Here is a 23,848-nt window from a genome sequence, read left to right on the forward strand (position 1 = left end):
AAGCTCCCTTCCGTCCGCTCGACTTGCATGTATTAGGCACGCCGCCAGCGTTCGTCCTGAGCCAGGATCAAACTCTCCAAAAAGATGTTTGCATTGCACAGGATGTGCAGGCATCTGCGTTGTCACAGGACGTGACGATCTTAGCAGATGATCCTTTACTCATAAATAAATCAAGAATTAACTGGCATGTATTTTGTTCAGTTTTCAAAGATCAATGTTCATCTCGCCTCAACAGCGACTTTTTAATAGTAACACAAGCTTGTATGCTTGTCAAACCTTTTTTATTTTTTAAGCGCCGCTGTGTTTGTTGCCATCAGCGACGCTTATTAATATAACAAGCATTTATTAATCCGTCAACCCTTTTTAATAAAAAACCTAATCAGCTACCGCTTGGTAATAACGGTGATAAACCCCTTGTCCCTTCGTCTCAACTCGAAACTCTTGAACAAACGATTTCTCTATCAAATATTCCAGCAGCACGCTTAAGTCTACAGCGTAATAGTGGATCTCCGGATGATCTAGCAGCTCCTGAAACGTCCACGCTTCCTTCTCCTTTAATATAGACAAAAGATGAGCTGCTCCGTTTTCCGTTCGAGAGTGAATCAGAAAATCACTGGCAATAAAGAGAAGCTCCAAGCGCTTCTCCAATTCCTCATCACTTGTTACAAGCTCCTCATATAACTTGTAAATTTCCGGCTCGATTTGCTTTACTTGAAGCCAAACGGTTACTTCCGGATAAAACCCGCTTTCGATGACCGCCAGTCGGGCAAGATGGTGCAATGAGTGCATAACGCTGTTATAAGCATCTAAATACTGGCCATTACGGAAGAAGGCCCGCCCATCTGTACACCTTCTAATGAGCTTGGAAAATTCAATGGTCATTTTAATTTTGCGTCCGAAGAAAGGGAATTCTCTCATTTCCTTTTTGATTTCATGAATGTATTCATTTCGGTCAAATAGCACTCGGCCATGATAAATCCATTCGATGAATTTTCTATTACTGCCCAGCAGCAGCCATTCTTTCATTCGGCTTTCTGTAACTATATAAAGAGCCGCCTTTTTCTCCTGATAAAGGTAATGCTTAATAAAAACTGGCGTCTCCGCCTCTTTAACAATAGTTAGCAGAATAGCATCAAAGCCTTCCGTGAAAGAGGCCTCCTGTTCCTTCTTCTCTATAGCTACCACACCAAGTGTATTTTGCTGGCTTGTTCGTTCCTGGTAAAGCGGGCGAAGGATGTCCTCCATATTCATTCCCCCAAATGCAAGTTTGTTCTAAGGCTAATTCTATATCATTGTGATTTCGACAAAAACAGCGTGAATTCCTCTTCCACTTGGAAAGTTTTCAATTTGGTCTATTTCCATTACTTTTTTATTTATGAATTGTGATATAGTCTATTAAGTGGGAGGGGAAAGATAATGGCAAAAAAATACACAAGCAAAATCAACCGAATACGCACCTTTGCGCTCAGTTTAATCTTCATCGGTTTCGTCATAATGTATGTAGGAATTTTCTTTAGAACTTCTCCTTTTTGGATGACGTTCTTTATGCTGCTTGGCCTTCTATCAATTGTTGCTAGTACAGTAGTGTACTTTTGGATTGGCATGTTGTCTACAAGAGCAGTCCAAGTTGTATGTCCGAATTGCGAAAAGCCAACAAAGATGCTTGGTCGGGTAGATATGTGCATGCACTGCAAGGAACCCCTTACCCTAGACCCTGCTTTAGAAGGCAAAGAGTTTAATGAATCATATAATCGCAAACATAAATAAACAAAAAAAGAATTGTTCGCCGAACGAACAATTCTTTTTTAATGGACTTCTTTCTCATTTGAGCATTCTGGACATGTGCCGTATACTTCCATTCGATGATGGCTTACTTTAAATCCAGTGACATGCGAAGCCAATTGTTCTACTTCATCCAAGCCAGGATAGTGGAAGTCAACGATCTTTCCGCAGTCCTCGCAAATAACGTGATAATGGTCCGTTGTTACAAAGTCAAATCGGCTTGACGCATCTCCATAAGTAAGTTCCTTTACTAGACCTACCTCACGGAAAACACGCAAGTTGTTGTAGACCGTAGCCACACTCATATTAGGGAATTTCCCTTCAAGCGCTTTATATATATCGTCTGCTGTTGGATGAGTCATAGATTGAATTAAATATTCAAGTATCGCATGACGCTGAGGAGTAATGCGTACTCCCGTTGCCTTTAGTGTATCCAGTGCTTCCTGCAAATCATTATGCTCGTGAGACACCGTCATGCACCTCTCTTCTTTTTAAAAAGTATTATTATATTATAATCTCTACAATTAGTGTACTAATTTTTCATGCATTTTGTCAATGAAAATCACAGGTGCACCTTATTTACCATTTGAGAGAAGCCTTCTTTTCCATGTATATCTATCAATATCCCCTGTCTATATCTACTTTATTCTTATAGCCTTCCTCCCCTCGCTTATAAACGTCTAGGTTAAATGAAAAAATGTCCATCGCACGCGGAACATACTTGCTCGTTATACTGGAAATATGAGGGGTCACCGTTAGCCGCTCCTGGCTCCAGAAGGGATGGTCTGCAGGCAGCGGCTCATCTATAAACACATCTAAGTAAGCACGGGCAATCTCTTCATTATCCAGCGCCTCTATTAGCACCGACTCTTCCACTAAATCTCCCCGGCCAATATTTATGAAGGCAGCCGTTTTTTTCATCGCTTGAAAATGCTCTTTTTCCAACAAGAACTTCGTCTCTTCCGTGCTTGGAAGAACAGCGACTACAAAGTCGGCAAGCGGCAGAACATCCAAGAGCTGATCTACTGTATACACTTCATCAAATTGTTCATTTGGTGAGCCGCTTCGATTCACCCCAATCGTGTCCATCCGAAACGCAAGAGCTAGTCGGGCAATCTCAGAGCCGATCGCGCCTGTACCTATCACAAGAAGCTGTTTGCCTGCCAGCTCTTCTAGAGGAAGACGCTTATTCCACACACCTTCACTTTGAAGCTCCTGAAGCTCCGGAAATCTCTTCACATGATTCAGCATATACCCCATCGTAAATTCAGCCATCGGGATTTTATGTATCCCTCTTGCATTAGTTACAAGAATGTTTCTTTCAGCAATCGCTTCAACCGGCATGTTCTCGATACCGGCCGAAGCCGCCATAATCCACTTCAATTCCTTGCAAGCAGATATGTGCTCAGCTGTTAAGTCTCCTCCGAACGTAACGATAACCTCCGCTGTATGGAGCTTGTCTGCCTCATCTATAGATTTATAATAGAGAAACTCTTCTTCAGGGAATCTTTCTCGCAATTGTTCCTGCAGCTTTCTCGGCGGGCGAAAGGTAAAAACAATATTCATCTCTCTTTTCTCCTCCCTATTCAAAAATCGTGTGAAGCATGAATGCCTCACACGAATAAATCATCATATAAATCTGTTAAGCAAGCGCTTCTTTAATAAATTGAAGCGCTTCTTCTACATGGCCTTTGACTTTTACCTTTCTCCATTCCTTCACGATCTTTCCCTCCGCATCGATCACGAAAGTAGCGCGCTCAATCCCCATGTACTCTTTACCGAAGTTCTTTTTCAGCTTCCACACATCATACAGCTCGCATACCTCATGATTCTCATCTGCCAGCAGCAAAAACGGAAGGTCGTACTTTGCAATAAATTTCTCATGACGGGCAACGGGATCTGTGCTGACCCCGAGAATGACCGTATTTAGATTACGAAATTCATCATGGCGGTCACGGAAGTCACATGCTTCTGTGGTACAGCCAGGCGTCATATCCTTTGGATAGAAATAAAGAACAACATTCTTCCCACGGTAATCGGATAAGCTGACTGTTTCTCCATTGTTTGCTTCCAACTTAAAATCTGGAGCCATTTCACCTGCTTGTACGGGCATCTTTCTCTCTCCTTCTTTATCTGAATGATCTTATTACTTCCTAGCGTAGCGAATTCAAAAAGATATAGCAAACAATAGATATATCACCGGTTGATTTCCTTGTTCAACATTGTGCGGACGACAAAAGCGGTCGGTATTGTATAACCAACCCAGGCCTCAATAAGAGCTGCCCAGCGGCCGGCCCCTTCAGGCACAATATCCCCATATCCGACGGAAAACAAAGTAATGCCGCTGAAATACAAGGAAGTTAAAAGCTTGTCCCAAAAAGATGCGATAACAGCCTCTTGTTCTGCCCACACTTTAAACCCATTCATCTCCAATAATATATAAATAAGAGCAAAGCCGATTGTAATTGTTAAGTACAAGAAACCGAAATACAAAAAGTAATGCAAGGATAAATAACGGTGTTCAGATTTTCCAGGAGTAAACATTCCCTTAATGCTCATCGTCATACAGAATATAACTGCACTAAAGAGCATAACCGTCATTTCCCCGCCCCCTTTACTTTTATCATTTATATACATATATGCTCGCTATCTTCTTATATGTAGTGATCATCAGCTTCATCGATTGATTAAAAGAAAGCACACGTCTACAATGTTAAATGTATTGATGATAAGGAGGCATAATCATGCAATTTTCGAATTCAGAACGTTTGCACAAGGAAGCACTTGAACATATTGTTGGAGGCGTCAACAGCCCTTCTCGTTCGTATAAAGCGGTGGGAGGCGGATCCCCTGTCGCTATGGAGCGCGGGCAGGGTGCTTACTTCTGGGACATAGACGGCAATAAATATATTGATTACTTAGCTGCCTACGGACCGATTATTACCGGTCATGCGCACCCTCATATTACTGAAGCAATCAAGAAAGCAGCAGAAAACGGAGTTCTCTATGGTACTCCTACCCCCCACGAAGTCACCTTCGCTAAAATGCTGAAAGAGGCTGTGCCGAGCATGGAGAAAGTCCGCTTTGTCAACAGCGGTACAGAAGCGGTGATGACAACAATCCGTGTAGCGCGCGCTTACACAGGACGAGATAAAATTATCAAATTCGCCGGGTGCTATCACGGCCACTCTGACTTGGTACTTGTTGCGGCAGGCTCCGGGCCATCTACACTCGGCACCCCCGACTCAGCAGGTGTTACTAAAAATATTGCCGAAGAGGTCATCACTGTTCCATTCAATGAGACAGAGCCGCTGCAAAATGCGCTCGAAAAGTGGGGCGACGACATCGCTGCTGTATTAATCGAACCGATTGTCGGCAACTTTGGCATCGTCGAACCGAAGGAAGGCTTCCTGGAGGAAGTCAAACGTTTAACTCATGAGGCTGGAGCTCTCTTGATCTTCGATGAAGTTATTACCGGTTTCCGTTTTATGTACGGAGGTGCCCAAAACCTGCTTGGCATTACACCCGACTTAACGGCCATGGGTAAAATTATCGGGGGAGGCCTGCCAATAGGAGCATATGGCGGCCCAAAAGGAATTATGGAAACAGTCGCGCCGCTTGGCCCTGCTTATCAAGCAGGCACAATGGCCGGCAATCCGGCCTCTATGCTCTCTGGCATCGCCTGCCTGGAAGTTCTTCAAAAAGAAGGAGTTTATGAAGAGCTTGATCGTCTTGGAGCAAAGCTTGAAGAAGGCATTTTAGCTTCTGCAGAGAAGCATAACATTCCTGTTACAATCAACCGTTTAAAAGGTGCTTTAACTGTCTACTTTACAAGTAAAGAAGTATTCAACTATGAGCAGGCAGAAGCAACAGACGGTGAATTATTCGGACGCTTCTTCAAACTGATGCTTTCACAAGGAATACACCTTGCTCCTTCAAAATATGAAGCATGGTTCCTAACGACCGAGCATACAGATGAAGACATCGAGAAAACATTGAAGGCAGTAGATTTTTCTTTTTCCCAATTATGATAAATGATATAATCTTTTCCTACGATTACTAACTGAGAAAGGAACTTTATTATTTATGAAGCTAGGCGCGCGAATCTTAAAGACTGGTATAGCCATTGTGCTTGCTTTATTCGTTGCCACCTTACTTAACTTACCATCTCCGGTTTTTGCAGGTGTTGCGGCAGTGTTCGCGATTCAGCCTACTATTTACCGTTCTTATGTACAGCTAGTCCAAAATGTGCAAGCCAATTTGATTGGGGCAGCCACAGCCATCTTGTTCGTGCTCCTATTTGGAAATGACATTATCATTATTGGACTTGCTGCCATCATTGCATTAATTATTATGGTAAGCTTGAAGCTTGAACAATCCATTGGTCTTGCCCTCGTCACATTGATGGTTATTATGGAAGTTCAGGACGAGAACTTTATCCTATTTGCTCTTTTCCGCTTTTTAACAATTATAATTGGAGTACTGTCCGCTTCTCTGGTGAACCTGGTGTTCTTACCGCCGAGATATGAAACCAAGCTCTTTAACCAGATCAACAATACGACAGAAGATACGTTAAAGTGGATCCGTTTAAGTTTGCGGCAAGAAACGGATTATCAAGTGCTGAAAAAGGACATAAGTAAGATTCGTGAACGACTGACAAAGCTCGATAACCTTTATTTAATGTACAAGGAAGACAGGGGCACGTTAAAAAAGAATGTTACTTCAAAAAAGCGGAGACTAGTCGTCTACCGAAAAATGATATTAGCCACCCGCAGAAGCTATGATATTTTGCGGAGGACGAACCAGTTTGATAATGACTTTTCTTTATTAACCCCTGAGTTGCAAAGAACGCTTGTCGATTACCTCGATTCATTAATGAGTTATCATGAGCACTTGCTGTTACGGTATATCGGGAAAGTGAAAACAGCTGTTGAAATGGAGGAAGCGGTAAAGCTTTGGGTGGATCAAAAAGAATTTATGTCTTTATTCACCGCTGAAATCAGAGCAAAGAAGCTAGATGAAGAAGAGTTTTCTTTCCGCCTTCTCTATTTGCTTGCTTCTATACTCGAATACGGCGAAAGCTTAGAACATCTCGATCAATTGATCACAAGCTTCTCAAAGTTCCATACAACCGATCAGCTTCCTGAATTAGAAGAAAACTAAAACACCAGCCGGACATTCCGGCTGGTGTTTTTTATTAATTATCCAGCTGCTGAACTTGGAACAGGCGGTGATATGCCCCTTGCTGCCTGATCAGTTCGTCATGCGTACCGCTTTCTACAATGCGGCCATGTTCAATTAACACGATACGGTCTGCGTGTGTAATAGTGGATAAGCGGTGAGCGACAATAAAAGTAGTCCGGTCTCTTGCCAGCTCCTCCATAGCCTCCTGAATTAAATGCTCACTCTCGAGATCCAGTGCTGATGTAGCCTCATCAAGAATCAGGATAGGCGGGTTCTTCAAAAACACTCTCGCGATGGCTACACGCTGCTTTTGTCCGCCAGAAAGCTTCACTCCTCTTTCTCCCACTTTTGTATCATACCCTTGCGGCAAGCTTAAGATAAAATCATGGGCATTGGCCGCTTTAGCAGCGGCGATGACCTCCTCCTCAGTCGCCTCTGATTTTCCTAGTAAAATATTCGTTCGAACCGATTCACTAAACAAAATATTATCCTGCAGAACCATTCCTATATGATCTCTCAGGCTGCGGACTTTAAACTCTCTAATGTCTGTGCCATCGAGCAAAATACGGCCGCCCGTTACATCATAGAAACGCGGGATTAAGCTGACGAGAGAGGACTTACCGCCGCCGCTCATACCGACAAGCGCCACCGTCTCACCCGCTCTAACATCAAGGTGGATATCGTGCAGCACTTCTTCTTCCTCTTCATCATAAGAAAAGTCAACATGATCAAATACGATATGCCCCTCTACACGCTGTACATCCCGAGCCCCTTCTTTATCTTTAATATCATACGGTTCATCGATCAATTCAAATACACGGTCCATCGAAGCAATCGCCTGAGTCATCGTAGTAGATGAGTTAACAAGTCGGCGCAGCGGGCTGTATAGGCGATCGATATAAGCGATAAAGGCGGCCAGCGTCCCAACAGTCAAGGACCCGTTAACAACCTGATAACCCCCGTAGCCAATCACAAGCAGCGGCGCTATATCCGTAATCGTATTGACCACTGCAAACGCCTTTGCATTCCAACGGGTATGATCAAGCGCTTTTGTTAGGAAGTTGTCGTTATAATGTTCAAACTGCGTCTGCTCATAATCTTCAATAGCAAAGCTTTTAATCACTGACATCCCTTGCACTCGCTCATGCAAGTAGCTTTGCACTTCAGCCAGCGCCTGGGAACGAATTCTTGTCAGCTTGCGCAAGTTGCCGAAGAAGTAGCGGACTGAAAACGCATAGAACGGAAAAACAATAAGGGAAACAATCGTCAGTTCGACGTTCATCGTTAACATGATGATAACAGCAATCACGATAGTGGCGGCATCAAGCCATACATTCATAAGGCCGGTGATAACAAAGTTCTTCGTTTGCTCTACATCATTTATGACGCGTGAAATGACTTCACCGGCACGCGTATTAGCGTAATATTTAAAGCTTAATCTCTGGATATGAGCAAATAAATGATCACGTATATCATATAATATTTTACTGCCGGTCCATTGCGCAAAGTATTGACGATAATATTCAACTGGCGGCCGGAGTACCAAAAAGAGAACCAGCATACCGCCAATGATCAGAAATAGCTGATCCTGCTTCTCGGCAGCTGTCATATCTCCACCTATAATGTCATCAATGACATATTGAATCAGCAGAGGAATTAACAGCGGGATACCAAACTTAACCACCCCAATAATAACGGTCCCGATAATTTGCCACCAATACGGCCTTACAAACCTCATATATCTTTTAATAACATTCAACGCGTTTCCCCCTCTCAAGCCAGGCTGTAAAACGGCAAAATGAGTCAAACGAGAAAAAACCTGTTGAGAACTCAACAGGCACGGCTCTCTCGCCGAAGTATCAGCCCCGGTGCGTTAAGTATTTCTTATACCACTTATTAACAAAGTTTGGCGAGAACGGTCCTTGCCGGTGACGAATTAAGTGAATTAAATGATCCACATTTCGCCATAAAATCTTATCAATCACTTCCGGATAATGCATTTTCTTGCTATGCTGCTCATATTCGTCCTCGTCAAGCAAAATATAAGACATATCCGGGAACACCTTTATATCGAGATCATAGTCAATGTATTTCAGCGCCTCTTGATCATATACAAATGGAGAACTAATATTACAGTAGTAATAAATCCCATCCGTTCGCAGCATGCCAATAACATTAAACCATTGCTTGGCATGGAAATAACAGATAGCAGGCTCTCTTGTGATCCAGGTTCTTCCATCGGATTCCGTAACAATCGTATGGTCATTGCCGCCGATGACAATGTTGTTCGTCCCCTTTAAGACTATGGTCTCGTCCCAAACGCGATGAATGTGTCCATTATGCTTATAACTGTGTATTTGAATGGATTCACCTTCCCTGGGAGTCGCCATAAATTTCCCCTACTTTCATTCCAAGCTGTTTTTCTTACTTTTTCCTTTGCGTTCATAAATAAAACGTTTATATCTCACTATTATAACGATTTCATTAACAAATTGAAACAAAAGAGGTTAAGCCTTCCGAAAACAGTACAATCAGCCGGTGGTGATAATAAAAAAAGAAACTGCCGCTTGCGATAGCGACAGCTTCTTTATCGTGCAAATTTGGGACTCATACCTTACTGGTTTCGGGAAGGTCGGTTTTTGCGAGCTTGAGATTGAGCATTCTGTTGTCTCACTTGCTGTGCATCTGTCTCCGCTGCAAACTCAGTACCAAAAGGGTTTTGTCCTTGCGCACCTTGTGCAGATTGAGCGTTCTGCTGTCTTACTTCGTTGATATTTGTACCTGCAGATGTTCTTTGTTTATTGTTTTTTGCCATCATTATCACCTCCACAGAAACTAACTTGCCCGGAGGAGGTGAATCTTATTCAGCAAAAAATCACACAAACAATAACTGACTGTCTATGAATGATTCCAGCCGTTTTTCTTTGCTTGCTTCCAAATCTTTTGATGAGACACAGAAAAGGCGTACTGCTCTACTTCTTCACTTGAGACAAGGCGGCTTCTCTCTCTTGCCGGTACAGATGAGGCCATTGTTCCCTTGTACACATCAATGTCCCACGTTAAATGCGAAAACACATGCTGAATTTTGGCAAATGGCTCTTTGTCGAGAGTGCTTTCAATGCCGTATTCACGCTCTAAAAATAGTTCAAGCTCCACTTTAGGATGACCGTGGCCGCTCAGCTCAGTGTTGGGAAACTCCCATAGATTAGCAAGCAGACCGCTCTCCGGCCGCTTTTGAATCAGCACCTCTCCGCCCTCCGTCTGAAGGACAGCCGCAGCTAGATGGACATGGCGCATATTTTTCTTTTTCGTTTTGATCGGAAGCTCATCCGCTGTCCCTTCGTGAAAAGCATGACAATGATCCCGAACCGGACAAAGGAGACAGGCTGGAGATGTCGGCGTACATATTAACGCTCCCAGCTCCATCAGTGCCTGATTGAATGAAGAAGGATCTTCCTTAGAGATAATCCGGCGAACCGCTTCCTCAAACACTTTTCTTGTGGAAGCCTTCGCGATATCGTCCCAAATCGAGAAAATCCTTGAAAGGACACGCATAACGTTGCCGTCCACCGCTGGCTCGGGCACACCGTAAGCAATACTCAAAATGGCACCGCTCGTGTAAGGACCAACCCCCTTTAAAGAGGAAATCACTTCCTTTGTATCAGGTACTTTCCCGCCGTACTGCTCATGTACTTCTTTTACGGCTGCCTGTAAATTACGGACACGAGAATAATAACCTAACCCTTCCCACGCCTTCAGCACTTTCTCTTCCTCTGCTTCCGCCAAGGCTTCGATTGTAGGAAACTGTTCGATGAAACGTTCAAAATAAGGAATGACCGTATCGACTCTTGTTTGCTGCAGCATGATTTCTGATACCCATACTTTATACGGGTCCTGATCATACCGCCAGGGCAGATCCCTTTTTTCTTCTTTATACCAATTCAATAAATCTTGTTGAAATTGTGTTATATCAGTTTTTTCTATATGATCAAGAGATGGGAAATTCACACTAAACCTCCATTAATGTTAAAATTAATCCCACATAGGGAATAGTAAAATTTAGACTCAGTATTATCTCAATCCATCGCCTAAAGGAGGGAACACGCATGGACACAGCTACTCACCTTGTTATGGGAGCTGCACTTGGCGGCTTGGCCACTCTCGACCCTGTAGTAGCAACTGAACCAATGACGAAATACGCTGTTATGACAGCTGCTGTTATTGGTTCTCAAGCACCTGACATAGATACCATTCTAAAACTTCGCAACAATGCTGTCTATATACGCAATCACCGAGGGGCCACTCACTCCATACCGGCCGTTATTCTCTGGCCTTTACTGATCACAGGCGTCCTGGCTCTTGTCTTTCCAGGCAGCGATGTCCTGCATTTATGGCTTTGGTCACAAATCGCCGTGTTCCTTCACGTATTCGTTGATATCTTCAACGCTTACGGTACCCAAGCGCTCAGGCCTTTCTCCTCGAAGTGGATCGCTCTCGGGGTCATCAACACGTTTGATCCATTCATCTTCTCTGCCCATGTAGCCGGTCTGCTGCTATGGCTGATTGGTTTCCATCCCGGCTATACCTTTCTCGTTATATATGCCTTATTGATCGGCTACTACATTTTACGCTTTCAAATGCAGGGCGCGATCAAAAAAGGGGTTCAACGGCTGATCCCTGACGCGGAAGAAATTATCATCGCCCCAACCATCCGCTTCAACCTGTGGAGAATTGCTGTTAAAACACCTACTCACTTTTACGTAGCACGCGGATATAGACGCTCTGTTACTATTCTTGATAAGTACAAGCGTGTAAGAGTCCCTGAAAATGAGCTATTCAAAGCAGCGCAGAAAAACGATAACCTGGCAGCCTTTCTTCATTTCTCTCCTGTTTACCGGTGGGAAGTTGCGGAATACGATGACTGCTATGAGGTGAAATTTATCGACCTGCGCTACCGGAATAATGGCCACTACCCATTCGTAGCTGTCGTGCAGCTGGATCTTGATTATAACGTTATCGGCTCCTATACAGGCTGGATCTTCAGTGAAGAAAAGTTAAGGAAGAAGCTTACCTTCGTTCCTGAGTCAAACTAAGCATAAAAAAGACAGACATTCTTTGTCTGTCTTTTTTATGCTCTATATCCCCCCAGCGACCTGCTGTTCTAGCGGTATGGAAAACCGCTGAAAGAAGCAGCCTTACATTAATGCAGGGGATCGTCATCATCTTTAAGCAAATGACTGTACTTTGGATTGCGAGCAGCAAATTCATGAAGACGGCTTCCATAGTTCTCAAGCCATTGCCGGACAACTTTTTCGGTCATTTCTTTCCCTTTATACTCATAGCCCGCTTTCGCGTAAGTGGCTTCAAAGTCTTCCCACAAAAGCTCCACCCATGTCCGTGCACGGGCACGGGACAGACTCTCGTTCTTGCTTAACAACAAAGTAGTCAGCCGCTCAAACACATCTTCCATGGCCCTTCTCCTTTCTGTTGTCCATTAAGACTGCTTTAACGCCGAGATTGGCAGGCCTTCCTCTTTTCCATCGCCGCCAACCCGATACCCCCAAGCAAACACACCATTCATGTAATCAATTTTAAAGTAAGAACCAGGGTCTCCTTTAATTTCATACATTTTCCCAGGGATAAAGTCATCAGGATTCATCAAATATGCTTCAGCCATCAGCGCTTTTCTCTCCATGACGGCAAATTCATTCACAATTCCGAGCTGCTCAGCTTTGCGGGCTTTCTCCTTTAGTCGTGCAATTTCCTGCTTAAGTTCATATTCAGTCATCTCGCTGTAACGCTTTTCTGGTTCCATTCCTTGCACACCCTTTTTTCCTTCAGTATAGTGAAATAATAACAAATAAGAAAGCAGAAAGGATGTTTCTCTTGAAAAGTTGTTTAATTACCGGTGCCGGCTCCGGCCTTGGAAAAGAATTCGCTTTACTATATAGCCAAAAGGGGTATCATGTCCATCTAGCTGGCCGCAACACCGATAAGCTCTCTGCCGTACAGCAGGAAATCGAAAAAGCAGGCGGTGCGGCCACTATTCATACGATTGACCTTCAACAGCCTGAAGCGATTGAACGCCTGACAGCCTCCTTCCGTGAAAACGGGCAAAACCTTTCACGTCTCATTAACAATGCAGGCATTGGTATTTTCGGCCCCTTCTCCGATATGACTTTGACGGATATAGAAACAACATTTTCCACGAATGTATATGGACCTATTCTTCTGACCAAGGCGTGCCTGCCCCTCATGGCAGAAGAAGGCACTGTCATCAACATTATCTCGACAGCCGGTTTGCGCGGCAAGAAATACGAAACCATTTACTGTGCGAGCAAGTTTGCCTTGCGTGGCTTTACAGAAAGCCTTCAGAAAGAGTATGAAGAAAGCAGCGTTCGTTTCGTTGCTGCTTACATGGGAGGCATGAATACGCCATTTTGGGAAGACTCCGACTATGTGAAGGACCCGTCCGGCTTGCCGCTCCCTAAAGAAATCGCCGAGCAAATTGTGCGTGAGGCGGAGGATAAGCTAGAAATCATTATCGAAACTTGAGGATTCTCCTTTTAATTGGCTAATGACTCGCTCGATATCATGAATCATAAAGCCTTTTCTGTAGAGTGCTTGTTTCATTTTATAATCATATTCACCGCTGGGCAGCTTGCTGTACCGGCGGTGAGCTTTTTCTGCTTGATACATAAGTGCTTCATCCTGCTCACCCTCTTCAGATACCGATTCAGTGATGGCTTCTTGTATAACCTCCCAGCCATACCCTTTTCGCATGAGAGCCTGCTCTGTCTTCTGCTTTTGCATTCTTGCTGAATCCTTGCTGTACTTCCTTTTATATTTTTCTGCCAGAGATAACACTTTTTCTAATTGAATGCCGTGATCAAATTTAGCCATTACCTCTTGAATGATCGATCCCTTTATTCCTCGTTCCTTCAGTTCTCGCTCCACAACAGACGGGCCCTTATCAGTGGTATTTATTTGTGTGTTGACATAGGCCTTAGCAAACTCCCGATCATTTAAGTAGCTCATTTGGTACAAAGATTGAATCACTTCATCGACAGCAGCCTCATCTATTTCCTTTTTCGTTAAATGGTCTCTTACTTCTTTTTCTGAACGCATTCGAATAGACAAAAAGTGAATGGCTGTATTGATTCCTTTGTGGATATCATCCCGTGCAGCAATCTCTGCCTTTAATTGATCTGTGATTTCCATTCCTTTTTTTAAGTTAAACTGAATAAGCACGGCTTCATCCACACTGAAAGCATACTGTTCATCGAGAAAAATATTATATCGATCTGTCCTTTTCTGCTGTACAGAAATTTTTGTAATAACCCCCACGAGATTCTCTCCTTTCCTTGAAATGTAAAAGAAAACAGGTTTCAAGACTGCCCACTGTTGGTATTTATGTACAGTATTCTCTAAGTTGATATTCTCTTTATCTGTTTGATAGTATATCAGAAAAGCAACCGAAAAATTGTGCACAACTATATCCACAGGTTGTTAATATTGTGGATAATGTTTTCTCGCCCTTGTTTTTCTCATTTTCTTTTTTGTGCACAAGTGAGTAAAGTTATCCACACATTGTGTATAAATTGTGCAAATCTTTTACCCCTCATACTTCTTCCAGTGGACCGCTTTCTCCAATACTACTGACAAAAGCACTCCCATAATTAATCCATTGGCAAGGAATGGCTGGATATACACCGGCAACTCCCTAAACACAGCCGAATCCATCATCATCAAACTAATACCGAGCAAAACGGGCAGCGCAATTCGAAAAATTGTATTCGAATTAAAGGATGTGCCTTGAATCGATTGGAGTGCTGTTCCGAAGAGCTGCAAATAAGCAACGAACAGTACAGCATTGCCGACCGTAATAGGCATAGCAGCAAAAAACGCCCCAACAACAGGTATTAAGCCAAGCAAGCTGAAACAGGCACCAGCAAGCAAAAAAGGAAGACGGTCAAAAATACGTGTACTCTCCAAAAAGCCGATAGAGGAAGTAAACGGAGCGTACGGCACAAGACCCAGTGCAGAAGCTCCAGCTGTATAAAGTCCCGTCAACGAAAATGAACGGTTATAGCGACTCTCCGCCGGCACCTCCCCCATAAGCCGACCTGCTGCCTGCACTGAAGCGATCGTATTACTCATATTTAGTACGCCGCCCACGAACGTTGTTATGACAATTCCCCATTCCAAATTCGGGAAACCTAGCGGGAATAGACTAAATTTCACTTCCCTCGAAGGAATAGCAGCAGTAGATGAAAAAAACAGTTCATACGCAATCCAACCGCCTATAATCCCGATTAGAATAGAGAAATTGCTTACAGCTCCCTTTCCTTTTACCTTCAATACAACAACAAATACTACGACAGCAACCGACAACAAGCTCACGGGTATATTTAACGTTCCTTTCGGTGTAAAAGCTAGCATGCCGGTGAAAAAGATGAGAATAAGCTGAATGGAAAGCAAGAATAAGTACACACTCATCACCATAGGCGTGAACACTTTCCTCACTATATGAGACAGGCCGAACAAACCTACCATCAGCATAAAAACAGCAGAAGCGATCATTCCTGTAGCAATTCCGCCTCCAATGACCTTCAAATCCATTCCGAGCACAGCTGCCGCGGAGCTTAAATTAAGGAGCAGCCCCCACATTAATCCCGAATGCCCTTCCATTAAAGGGTAACGGTGTCCCCATATGCCCTGCAACACACAGGCAATTCCCGTGAATACAAGAGAGCTTCTCAGGGTCATCGCTACCTCTGCTGCTGATAGCTCAAAAGCCGTCCCAATAGAAACCGGCACAACAATCGTATTGGCAAAAATAAAAAAGACCCATTGAATTGCAGCTACTCCCTCTGAAGCGAGCCGGGATCTCTTTATCTTAGGATCCCCCATTTTTCTTCCTCCTCCCCATAACCTGTAATCCTCATAGATATACAAAAAAGACACCATCTGTCAAAATGGTGTAGTTAAAGCTTACCTTCTCTTTATTCCTTTTTACGGAAAACAAGACCCTTCTTTTCCATTAAGTAGCTCAAAGCTGTCCGGAAGGAAGAAAAAGCACGAAGTTCATCAACAACCGATATTCCTGAGCGAATCAGCGCCTGGGTAACCGAAGGAGAAAAGCCCACGAAAAGAACTTGAAGCCCCATCAGCTTTAGCGCTTGAACTGTATTCTCTATGTATGTCCCCAATATGTCCAATTCACCTAATTCTCTCTCTGATATGGCCGTGAAGTCAATAATCACTGTATTGACACCCTCTGTATACGAGAATTCATATGCTCGTTCTGTAATTCTGGCAAAGATCATTTCCAGCCGTTCGAGGGACAGCTTTCCTGTTATGGGAATCAAGATGGTCTCTGAAACAATTGACGGAATAACTGGCACCGACATCTCGCGGACCAACTCTTCGTATTCTTTCACTTGCTCCCTTAAGCTTTCTACTTCTGTACGTAAGCGTTCCACCTCTGTTGGTTCCATCACATTTACCCTCCACATTTATGTTCGACAATCAATAAACGCAAGCCGAAGCTTGTTATGAGCTATTCGAATGTATTCCTCATTATAGCAAATCCTTATTTGAAAAAGAATGACATTGCCCCACCGTTCCATCTAAGCACAATATGAGAGAAGCAGAAAAGTGCCTTTCGTACTAAGCAGCAGACAGCCAATAAGGTTTCCAAAGAAAGATTTGCGGATGAATAAGGAAATATCATCAACATTTTCCTTATGCTTCATCCATGATAAAAAAATTTTTTTATTGAAGAAAAAAAACACTTCTCTTTCTGTCAGAATGTTATTATATTGGAATAAAAATAATTCATTTAAACATTAGATTAAACACTAATAAACCCTTATAAAATATATCTAAGAATACTTATTTTTGTATAATTATGAATATTTATTCATCATCTTGTCAAGTTGAACCACTCCTATTTCTTAAGATACAATGTGGGCATCGAATGAAGGAGGATTCATCATATGAAAAAACATATTTCTATTATTGGGGTACCGATGGACTTAGGACAATCTAGACGCGGGGTTGATATGGGACCTAGTGCGATGAGATATGCTGGTGCCATCGAGCGTTTAGAAAAGCTCGGCTACGACATTCATGACAGAGGCGACATTGAAATCGGACGACCTGGCAATGATCAAATGAACTCAGATGGAAATCTGAAACATTTGAAGGCGGTTTCAGAAGCAAACGCGAAGCTGGCTTCCGCTGTGAATGCAGTCGTAGAAGAAGGTTCATTCCCACTGATTTTAGGAGGCGACCATAGCATTGCGATCGGCAGCCTGGCCGGAATCTCCAAGCACTATGAGAACTTGGGCGTGATTTGGTATGATGCTCACGGTGATTTAAATACAGCAGAAACATCTCCATCCGGTAATATTCATGGTATGCCACTAGCAGTCAGCCTGGGAATTGGCCACCCTACCTTAACGAATATTGCCGACTACTCGCCAAAAGTAAAGCCCGAAAACATTGTCATTATCGGTGCGCGTTCTCTAGATGAAGGCGAACGCGAATTAATTCGGGAAAGAGGAATCAAGGTATTCACCATGCATGAAATTGACCGCTTAGGTATGACGAAGGTGATGGAGGAAGCTATTGCCTACTTAAAGGAAAGAACAGACGGTGTTCACCTTTCTCTTGATTTAGACGGCCTAGACCCAAGTGATGCACCTGGTGTCGGCACTCCTGTTTTAGGTGGTATTAGCTACCGGGAAAGCCACCTGGCGATGGAAATTCTGGAAGAGTCAAAAATCATTACTTCTGCTGAGTTTGTAGAAGTAAACCCAATCCTTGATGAAAAGAATAAGACAGCAACTGTCGCAGTGGCCTTAATGGGCTCACTTTTCGGAGAGAAACTTCTATAAAGACTAAAAAGAGAGGTACATTAGCAGGATGTGCAAGTACCTCTCCCTTTTTCCGAAGATTCGGCTATTACTCTTTTAAAAAGGCTATCGCTTACTATAAATAGAAAACGTTTACAACTCATTCATAACACATACTGGTCTATGCCGTTCCATCTAGGAAGCTTCCTTACATACAGGTTGAGCTTCACCGGAATGTAACGCAGACAGAAAGAGGTGCATACTATGACAAAGCCCGTTCAGCAGGCAAATCACGAGGAACATCGGATGGCCTTCGGTGCAAAGGATTATTTACAGTTCTTAATCCCCTCATTGATAGGTGTTCTGCTATTCGTCGTTCCTATCTCCGTCGATGGGGAGTTTACCATTCCGGTAGCCATTTTAGCTAATTTTGTAGAAGGACTCTTATCTACTTCCTTGCCTTATATCGCTACTGCCCTGATGGTGATTGCCACATTGCTTTCTTTGCAGGCTGCGGTTTTTAAGCCCGCCTATATCATGAATTCGCCGTTCCTTAATAAACTATTTCATGTATCCTGGATTTGGCAAGTCATCAGAGTTTTTGGAACCGCTTTCTCTATTTGTGCCCTATTTAATATCGGTCCTCAGGCTGTTCAATCTGAGAATACAGGAGGCCTATTGCTTTACGACTTAATTCCAGTTTTATTCTCTGTCTTTCTATTTGCCGGGCTGCTTCTGCCGCTGCTCCTTGATTTCGGTCTTCTTGAACTGTGCGGCGCTTTGTTCACGAAGATAATGAGGCCGCTATTTACTTTGCCTGGCCGCTCATCTATTGACTGCTTAGCCTCCTGGCTTGGTGACGGTACCATCGGTGTACTGTTAACCAGCAAACAATATGAAGACGGCTTTTATACAAAGAGGGAGGCAGCGGTGATTGGCACTACCTTTTCGGTTGTCTCTATTACCTTCACGATTGTCATCGTCAGCTACTTGCAGCTGGATGCTTATTTCGGCGCTTTCTATTTAACAATTTTGCTGGCGGGTCTTGCCTGCGCCTTTATCATGCCAAGAATTCCACCATTGTCCCTGAAAGCCGATACACGCCATTCTGGAGAAAACAATGTTGAAGAATCCGCCCCATCGGATATCTCTCCTTTTAAATGGGGGCTTTATCAGGCCGTACAGCAGGCAAAGAAAAATCAAAACTATGGCGAAACTCTTAAAGGCGGCGTGCAAAACGTACTCGATATGTGGCTCGGTGTCCTTCCGGTTGTAATGGCTATTGGAACGATTGCTCTAGTCATCGCCGAATACACACCTGTATTTGAACTTCTTGGTACTCCCTTTGTTCCAATCTTAGAAGTTATGCAGGTGCCGGAAGCTGCTGAAGCAGCTCAGACAATTGTCGTCGGCTTTGCAGATATGTTCCTGCCAGCCATTATCGGAAGTGGAATCGAGAGCGAGTTAACCCGCTTTGTCATCGGGTGCCTTTCGGTTACGCAGTTAATTTATATGTCTGAAGTAGGCGGCTTGCTGCTTGGCTCGAAAATACCGGTCTCCTTTTTGGACCTAGTTATTATTTTCTTGTTACGTACCATCATCTCTTTGCCGATTATCATAATGATGGCGCATCTTATTTTTTAGTCTTCTATTGAATCAGGGAGAGCGAACCCCGCTCTCCCTGATTTTTTCATTATTCAACTGTCTTTAAAGCTTTATCTGCTTTTTCCAAGTCGCTTTTCACTTGCTCTTTCAGATCGTAAGCATGGTACATCTCATTATCGATCATGTATTGGGCAAGCTTGTCATGAAGATCAATCGCATTGTCCAACTCTTTTCGCAGCACTTTTTTCACTTCAGGTGTTGCTGTTTCAGTAATAGCAACCGCCAGATTTCTCACTCCTGCTTTTGCGGATAAAAGTAAATCGGTCGCAATGGCTTGATCATCCATAATGTCTGCTAATTTATTTAACTCTTTCTTTGTTACCATTCTACTCTGCCTCCTTTAATTAAATTATGCTTCTTCTAGAATGCTTCTTAAATCTTTTACTGCTTTTGTCGACTTCTCTATATCTTCCTTCATAATTTCCTTTAGCTTCTTATCTTCCACCAGCTCCAGCATAGCCGTGGTTTTCGTCAAGCAGGATGTTTTAAATAACAATACCTCATGCACTTCCAGCTTTTCATGCATCGCCAGGTCTTTCGCCATTTCTAATCCGCTCCTTCTGATCAATTTTTATGAACCGGTATTCTTATACCCACGTATTCAATCTATGAATCATGAAGAAGCTTCTGCAGGCGCTCTCCCTTTTCACTTAGAAACAAAAGAACCTTGGCGAGAGACATACTCTTTATATTCTTCTCCAAGGTTCTCTTAATCATATACACTTATATCTCTATCCTATAAAATGACCTTTCCAATTAAACCGCTGATGATCCCTAATACGACGACGGATGCAGCGACAAATACCAACACTTTCTTAGGAAATGACTTAGCAACAATCAATAGAGATGGCAGACTGACAGCCGGCAATGTGACTAGCAATGCAGCTGCAGGACCTCCACCAAGCCCTAGAGCCATAAACGTTTGAATAATTGGGATTTCAGCAGCTGTCGGGATGACAAACAGCATACCGGCAACCGCAAAGATAATAATGGCCATCAAGCTGTTAGCTGTCGATTCACTCAACTGCGGAAACAGCCATACACGTCCAGCTCCTAGAAGCAATACGGATAATACATAAGCTGGAACAATATATAGCAGCATGTTTCCCATGCTCTTCAGCCATCTAGAAAAGAAGCTTCCCTCGGACTTCGCCTCAGTGATGACCTGATCCATTTCTACCGGCTGGGCATCCTTTGCGAAGCGGTTTGCCAAGTAGCTGACGCCAAACGTTAAGATAATCCCAAATACGAGCCGCATCAAGGTAAATTCCCACGATAAAACAAACGCCATGAAAATAAGCGTAGCCGGATTGATCATTGGGTTCCCGATCCAAAAAGCGAGCGCTGCGCCAACGGAGACATTTTTCTTCCGAAGCCCCACAGCCATCGGAGCTGCACAGCAGGTGCACATCATACCGGGCACAGAAGCAGCTCCAGCAATCGCAGTGCTGCCAAACGAAGACTTGCCCAGCACCTTTAAAAGCCACTGGGTCGGCAGCAGCACCTGAATTAAAGACCCCAGCACAATTCCAAGTATGGCTGCCTTCCATACCGCCCCAAAATAAACAAGCGCATATTCCCAAGCGGATTGCCAGGATGGCGTTGTACTTGAGAGATCTCCTAGTATGGATGAACCAATCGAGTGCGTATCGGCCGCTAAAATTGTTTTATTATAATAAGGCCACCATTTTACATAAAGCAACCCAGCAGTTGCGATAAGCACAAAGGCAACAATGAACCATACTGTCTTTTTATGGCTGGATGGCTGCTTTTGAAAAGTTGAATCTAGTTGCGACATGGTATCCTCCCCTATATAAAATTTTTCCAAGACATAATATTATACCATAGTTTAATAGATAGCATTGTAAAACCTCATGTTCGAATGATATTCCATAAAAATTATTCCTCCCTGCACCAAGGGGGAATTTCACTTTATTGACATCGTGTTCTATAATAAATAAGTAAACCATTTATGGAAAGGTTGTTTTCTCATGACAGAGACTAATCATATAAAGCTTACTTCCTTATCATCCAAAGGCGGCTGCGGCTGTAAAATCGGCCCTGCTGACTTGGCACAAGTGCTTAGAGACCTGCCGCCTGCTGCTCCAAATCCAAACTTGTTAGTTGGACTGGATACAAGTGATGATGCAGGCGTGTATCGTTTAACTGATGAATTAGCGATGGTCCAAACGGTTGACTTCTTCACGCCGATTGTGGATGATCCGTATTCATTCGGCCAAGTAGCAGCTGCAAATGCGATCAGTGATATTTATGCAATGGGTGGTACCCCTTTAACAGCATTAAACATCGTTGCCTTCCCTATCTCCACGCTGGACAAGCAGATTTTAACAGACATTCTGCGAGGCGCGGGAGATAAGCTGAAAGAAGCGGGTGTGACGCTTGTAGGAGGCCACTCTATCGATGATAAAGAGCCGAAGTTTGGACTTGCCGTTACAGGAACTGTTCATCCTGATAAAGTTCGGACAAATGCAGGCGCAAAGCCCGGCGACAAGCTGCTGCTCACTAAACCAATCGGTGTTGGTATTTCAACTACAGCGATTAAAAGGGACTTGTTAACAGAGGAAGAAGTCGAACGCGTCACACAGGTTATGGCGACGTTAAATAAAACGGCTTCCGAAATCATGGCACCTTATAACGTTCATGCATGTACAGACGTCACTGGCTTCGGCCTGTTAGGGCACGCCTCTGAAATGGCAAAGGGCAGTCGTACGGGCTTAACGGTTTACCATGATCAAGTACCAATGCTGCCTAGAGTAAGAGAATTGGCGGAAACTGGCGCTGTGCCAGGCGGAACAAAGAACAACTTTGCCCATCTGCAAGGTGATGTCACTTTTCCTGAAGCCATGGATCAAATCGATCAATGGATTTTATGCGATGCAGTAACTTCCGGGGGACTATTAATTGCAGTAGCTGGTGAAGAAGCGGATGACCTTCTAGCCAACCTGCAAAAAGCAGGTGTTCAGGCTGCCATCATTGGCGAAGTAACAGAAGAGAACCCGGGACACATTTCTGTTGTATAATTTGTTCATCATTCGCTTCAGTTAAAATCGGCTCTTATGCCGATTTTTTCAATTGTCTTTTATCATTTCCAAGTGACCAATATAGATTGTACTCATCTAGAAAGGTGGAAACACGGTGTTTCAAGACATTCCAATTAATGAATTGCTGGCATTAAAAAGCCAGGGAGAGCTTACCGTCATTGATGTGAGGTCACCTTCAGAATATAAAGAAGCGACCATTCCCGGCAGTATGAATATCCCCTTTTTTAATGACGAAGAAAGAGCGGAAGTAGGAACCCTTTATAAGCAGGTCAGCCCTCAAGCCGCTAAAGAGCGGGGACTTGAGATTGTTTCGGCAAAATTGCCTGCCTTTGTAAAAGAGTTTTCCGAGATTGAGGGAAAGAAAGCTGTATTTTGCTGGCGCGGAGGAATGCGAAGCAAAACCTCTGCCACCGTTCTTTCTTTAATGGGAATTAAAGCGTTACGCTTAGAAGGCGGCTATCGTTCCTACCGTCACTGGGTTGTAGAACAGCTGGAGTCTATGGAGCTGAAGCAAGAAGCTTATGTCTTAAACGGAAATACCGGCTCTGGAAAGACAACTATCCTTCATCGTCTTCGTGAGGAAGGATTTCCGGTTATTGACCTTGAGGGAATGGCAGGTCATCGAGGATCAATTTTCGGTCAAATCGGCTTGAACCCTCATAACCAGAAAACATTCGACGCCTTACTTGTAGAAAATCTAAAACGTCTGGAATCTTCTCCTTTTCTTTTATTCGAGGGCGAAAGCAAGCGAATTGGAAAGGTTACACTCCCTAAATTCTTCTCAGAGAAGAAAGAGCAAGGCATCCAGTTATTTATCGATATGCCTGTGGAAGAAAGAGTCCTTCATATTTTAGATGACTATCAGCCATGGAACCATAAACAGGAATGCTTAGATGCCTTTAGCCGCATCAAGAAAAGGATTCACACGCCAATTGCTAAACAAATCGAAGAAGACCTGCTGTCAGACAACTACTCTTCAGCTGTGAGATCACTGCTCGAACATTACTATGACCCTTTATATAGACATTCAACCGATCAATATCCTGAGGATCGAAAGGTGCTTCTAAAAGTGAAAAATATCGATGAGGCCGTTGAAGCTGTTCGGGACTATGTGGCAGTGAAACAGCGGTAACGATTCATAACCAATTGTATCGTTTTGCATTTGGTTTTTCTTCCTAAAAAGTGAAAGAGCCTTCCTTCATTGAGGTGCACCCCAAATGTTAGACACGGTCTAATATTTGGAGGTGCTTTTCTTTTGGTCAAATTTACAGCCCAGGAAAAAATGAATACAGT

General features: G+C 43.5%; 26 protein-coding genes and 1 rRNA gene. 9 read left to right on the top strand and 18 right to left on the bottom strand.

The window, feature by feature from the left end; genetic code table 11:
* Both QY97_RS15910 and QY97_RS15915 read right to left on the bottom strand, forming a co-directional pair.
* Positions 1–83, bottom strand: a 16S ribosomal RNA gene (locus QY97_RS15910); the annotation flags it as partial.
* Between the two features lie 292 nt (positions 84–375).
* A complete protein-coding gene (locus QY97_RS15915) occupies positions 376–1,245 on the bottom strand; it encodes a nucleotidyltransferase-like protein (RefSeq protein WP_039238716.1) in 870 nt (289 codons plus the stop codon).
* A 171-nt stretch (positions 1,246–1,416) separates the two neighbouring features.
* Between QY97_RS15915 and QY97_RS15920 the strand changes: the two genes are divergently transcribed.
* On the top strand, positions 1,417–1,767 hold the full coding sequence (locus tag QY97_RS15920) for a YgzB family protein (RefSeq protein ID WP_039238718.1): 351 nt from the start codon (positions 1,417–1,419) through the stop codon (positions 1,765–1,767).
* Positions 1,768–1,805: 38 nt separating this feature from the next.
* On the opposite strand, the gene perR is transcribed toward QY97_RS15920, so the two are convergent.
* From perR to QY97_RS15940, 4 genes are all read right to left on the bottom strand, one after another.
* Positions 1,806–2,258 (bottom strand): peroxide-responsive transcriptional repressor PerR, encoded by a 453-nt coding sequence (gene perR, locus QY97_RS15925; protein ID WP_125444167.1) that lies wholly within the window; start codon positions 2,256–2,258, stop codon positions 1,806–1,808.
* 142 nt (positions 2,259–2,400) lie between these two features.
* Positions 2,401–3,348: a D-2-hydroxyacid dehydrogenase gene (locus tag QY97_RS15930; RefSeq protein WP_039238719.1), complete on the bottom strand. Its 948-nt coding sequence runs from the start codon at positions 3,346–3,348 to the stop codon at positions 2,401–2,403.
* A gap of 76 nt (positions 3,349–3,424) precedes the next feature.
* On the bottom strand, positions 3,425–3,895 hold the full coding sequence (bcp, locus tag QY97_RS15935; protein WP_039238720.1) for a thioredoxin-dependent thiol peroxidase: 471 nt from the start codon (positions 3,893–3,895) through the stop codon (positions 3,425–3,427).
* Positions 3,896–3,978: 83 nt separating this feature from the next.
* Entirely contained in the window at positions 3,979–4,383 is a 405-nt protein-coding gene (locus QY97_RS15940) for an ion channel (RefSeq protein ID WP_039238722.1), read from the bottom strand.
* A gap of 143 nt (positions 4,384–4,526) precedes the next feature.
* On the opposite strand from QY97_RS15940, the gene QY97_RS15945 reads away from it, so the two are divergent.
* Both QY97_RS15945 and QY97_RS15950 read left to right on the top strand, forming a co-directional pair.
* Positions 4,527–5,813 (top strand): glutamate-1-semialdehyde 2,1-aminomutase, encoded by a 1,287-nt coding sequence (locus QY97_RS15945; RefSeq protein ID WP_039238723.1) that lies wholly within the window; start codon positions 4,527–4,529, stop codon positions 5,811–5,813.
* Between the two features lie 55 nt (positions 5,814–5,868).
* Positions 5,869–6,945, top strand: coding sequence for an FUSC family protein (locus QY97_RS15950; protein ID WP_039238724.1), 1,077 nt, complete (start codon positions 5,869–5,871; stop codon positions 6,943–6,945).
* Between the two features lie 34 nt (positions 6,946–6,979).
* Here QY97_RS15950 and QY97_RS15955 read toward each other — a convergent pair whose 3' ends face one another.
* The 4 genes from QY97_RS15955 to mutY all read right to left on the bottom strand — a co-directional run bounded on the left by QY97_RS15955 (position 6,980) and on the right by mutY (position 10,974).
* A complete protein-coding gene (locus QY97_RS15955; RefSeq protein ID WP_039238725.1) occupies positions 6,980–8,725 on the bottom strand; it encodes an ABC transporter ATP-binding protein in 1,746 nt (581 codons plus the stop codon).
* A gap of 100 nt (positions 8,726–8,825) precedes the next feature.
* Entirely contained in the window at positions 8,826–9,356 is a 531-nt protein-coding gene (ntdP, locus tag QY97_RS15960; protein ID WP_039238727.1) for a nucleoside tri-diphosphate phosphatase, read from the bottom strand.
* A gap of 224 nt (positions 9,357–9,580) precedes the next feature.
* A complete protein-coding gene (locus QY97_RS15965; protein WP_039238729.1) occupies positions 9,581–9,781 on the bottom strand; it encodes a gamma-type small acid-soluble spore protein in 201 nt (66 codons plus the stop codon).
* An 83-nt stretch (positions 9,782–9,864) separates the two neighbouring features.
* Complete coding sequence (gene mutY / locus QY97_RS15970; RefSeq protein ID WP_039238732.1) at positions 9,865–10,974, bottom strand: A/G-specific adenine glycosylase; 1,110 nt, start codon at positions 10,972–10,974, stop codon at positions 9,865–9,867.
* Between the two features lie 98 nt (positions 10,975–11,072).
* Between mutY and QY97_RS15975 the strand changes: the two genes are divergently transcribed.
* Positions 11,073–12,059, top strand: coding sequence for a metal-dependent hydrolase (locus tag QY97_RS15975; protein ID WP_039238734.1), 987 nt, complete (start codon positions 11,073–11,075; stop codon positions 12,057–12,059).
* Positions 12,060–12,166: 107 nt separating this feature from the next.
* Here QY97_RS15975 and QY97_RS15980 read toward each other — a convergent pair whose 3' ends face one another.
* Positions 12,167–12,436 (bottom strand): YfhJ family protein, encoded by a 270-nt coding sequence (locus QY97_RS15980; protein WP_039238736.1) that lies wholly within the window; start codon positions 12,434–12,436, stop codon positions 12,167–12,169.
* 24 nt (positions 12,437–12,460) lie between these two features.
* Positions 12,461–12,781 (bottom strand): YfhH family protein, encoded by a 321-nt coding sequence (locus QY97_RS15985; protein WP_039238759.1) that lies wholly within the window; start codon positions 12,779–12,781, stop codon positions 12,461–12,463.
* A gap of 71 nt (positions 12,782–12,852) precedes the next feature.
* Between QY97_RS15985 and QY97_RS15990 the strand changes: the two genes are divergently transcribed.
* The gene (locus tag QY97_RS15990; RefSeq protein WP_039238760.1) at positions 12,853–13,521 is read left to right on the top strand and encodes an SDR family NAD(P)-dependent oxidoreductase; all 669 of its coding nucleotides are present in this window, start codon (positions 12,853–12,855) and stop codon (positions 13,519–13,521) included.
* Here the strand turns inward: QY97_RS15990 and recX are convergent.
* From recX to QY97_RS16005, 3 genes are all read right to left on the bottom strand, one after another.
* Positions 13,498–14,313: a recombination regulator RecX gene (gene recX, locus QY97_RS15995; protein ID WP_039238738.1), complete on the bottom strand. Its 816-nt coding sequence runs from the start codon at positions 14,311–14,313 to the stop codon at positions 13,498–13,500. The two genes, QY97_RS15990 and recX, sit on opposite strands and share 24 nt — an antisense overlap.
* A 267-nt stretch (positions 14,314–14,580) precedes the next feature.
* Positions 14,581–15,879 carry a uracil/xanthine transporter gene (locus QY97_RS16000; protein WP_046128454.1) on the bottom strand — a complete coding sequence of 433 codons (1,299 nt, stop codon included), beginning with the start codon at positions 15,877–15,879 and terminating at the stop codon, positions 14,581–14,583.
* A 92-nt stretch (positions 15,880–15,971) separates the two neighbouring features.
* Entirely contained in the window at positions 15,972–16,466 is a 495-nt protein-coding gene (locus QY97_RS16005; RefSeq protein ID WP_039238740.1) for an STAS domain-containing protein, read from the bottom strand.
* Positions 16,467–16,967: 501 nt separating this feature from the next.
* On the opposite strand from QY97_RS16005, the gene rocF reads away from it, so the two are divergent.
* Together rocF and QY97_RS16015 are read left to right on the top strand one after the other, a co-directional pair.
* Positions 16,968–17,870 carry an arginase gene (gene rocF / locus QY97_RS16010; RefSeq protein ID WP_039238742.1) on the top strand — a complete coding sequence of 301 codons (903 nt, stop codon included), beginning with the start codon at positions 16,968–16,970 and terminating at the stop codon, positions 17,868–17,870.
* Positions 17,871–18,092: 222 nt separating this feature from the next.
* Positions 18,093–19,472, top strand: coding sequence for a YjiH family protein (locus tag QY97_RS16015; RefSeq protein WP_039238744.1), 1,380 nt, complete (start codon positions 18,093–18,095; stop codon positions 19,470–19,472).
* A 49-nt stretch (positions 19,473–19,521) separates the two neighbouring features.
* Here QY97_RS16015 and QY97_RS16020 read toward each other — a convergent pair whose 3' ends face one another.
* The 3 genes from QY97_RS16020 to QY97_RS16030 all read right to left on the bottom strand — a co-directional run bounded on the left by QY97_RS16020 (position 19,522) and on the right by QY97_RS16030 (position 21,291).
* Positions 19,522–19,818 carry a spore coat protein gene (locus tag QY97_RS16020; protein ID WP_039238746.1) on the bottom strand — a complete coding sequence of 99 codons (297 nt, stop codon included), beginning with the start codon at positions 19,816–19,818 and terminating at the stop codon, positions 19,522–19,524.
* Between the two features lie 24 nt (positions 19,819–19,842).
* Complete coding sequence (locus tag QY97_RS16025; RefSeq protein ID WP_039238749.1) at positions 19,843–20,037, bottom strand: hypothetical protein; 195 nt, start codon at positions 20,035–20,037, stop codon at positions 19,843–19,845.
* 192 nt (positions 20,038–20,229) lie between these two features.
* Positions 20,230–21,291 (bottom strand): permease, encoded by a 1,062-nt coding sequence (locus tag QY97_RS16030; RefSeq protein WP_039238752.1) that lies wholly within the window; start codon positions 21,289–21,291, stop codon positions 20,230–20,232.
* A gap of 193 nt (positions 21,292–21,484) precedes the next feature.
* Between QY97_RS16030 and selD the strand changes: the two genes are divergently transcribed.
* The gene (gene selD / locus QY97_RS16035) at positions 21,485–22,534 is read left to right on the top strand and encodes a selenide, water dikinase SelD (RefSeq protein ID WP_039238754.1); all 1,050 of its coding nucleotides are present in this window, start codon (positions 21,485–21,487) and stop codon (positions 22,532–22,534) included.
* Between the two features lie 115 nt (positions 22,535–22,649).
* Positions 22,650–23,687, top strand: coding sequence for a tRNA 2-selenouridine(34) synthase MnmH (mnmH, locus tag QY97_RS16040; RefSeq protein ID WP_039238756.1), 1,038 nt, complete (start codon positions 22,650–22,652; stop codon positions 23,685–23,687).
* Positions 23,688–23,848: the final 161 nt, after the last annotated feature.

The organism is Bacillus thermotolerans (assembly GCF_000812025.2).
Classification (GTDB): domain Bacteria; phylum Bacillota; class Bacilli; order Bacillales; family Domibacillaceae; genus Quasibacillus; species Quasibacillus thermotolerans.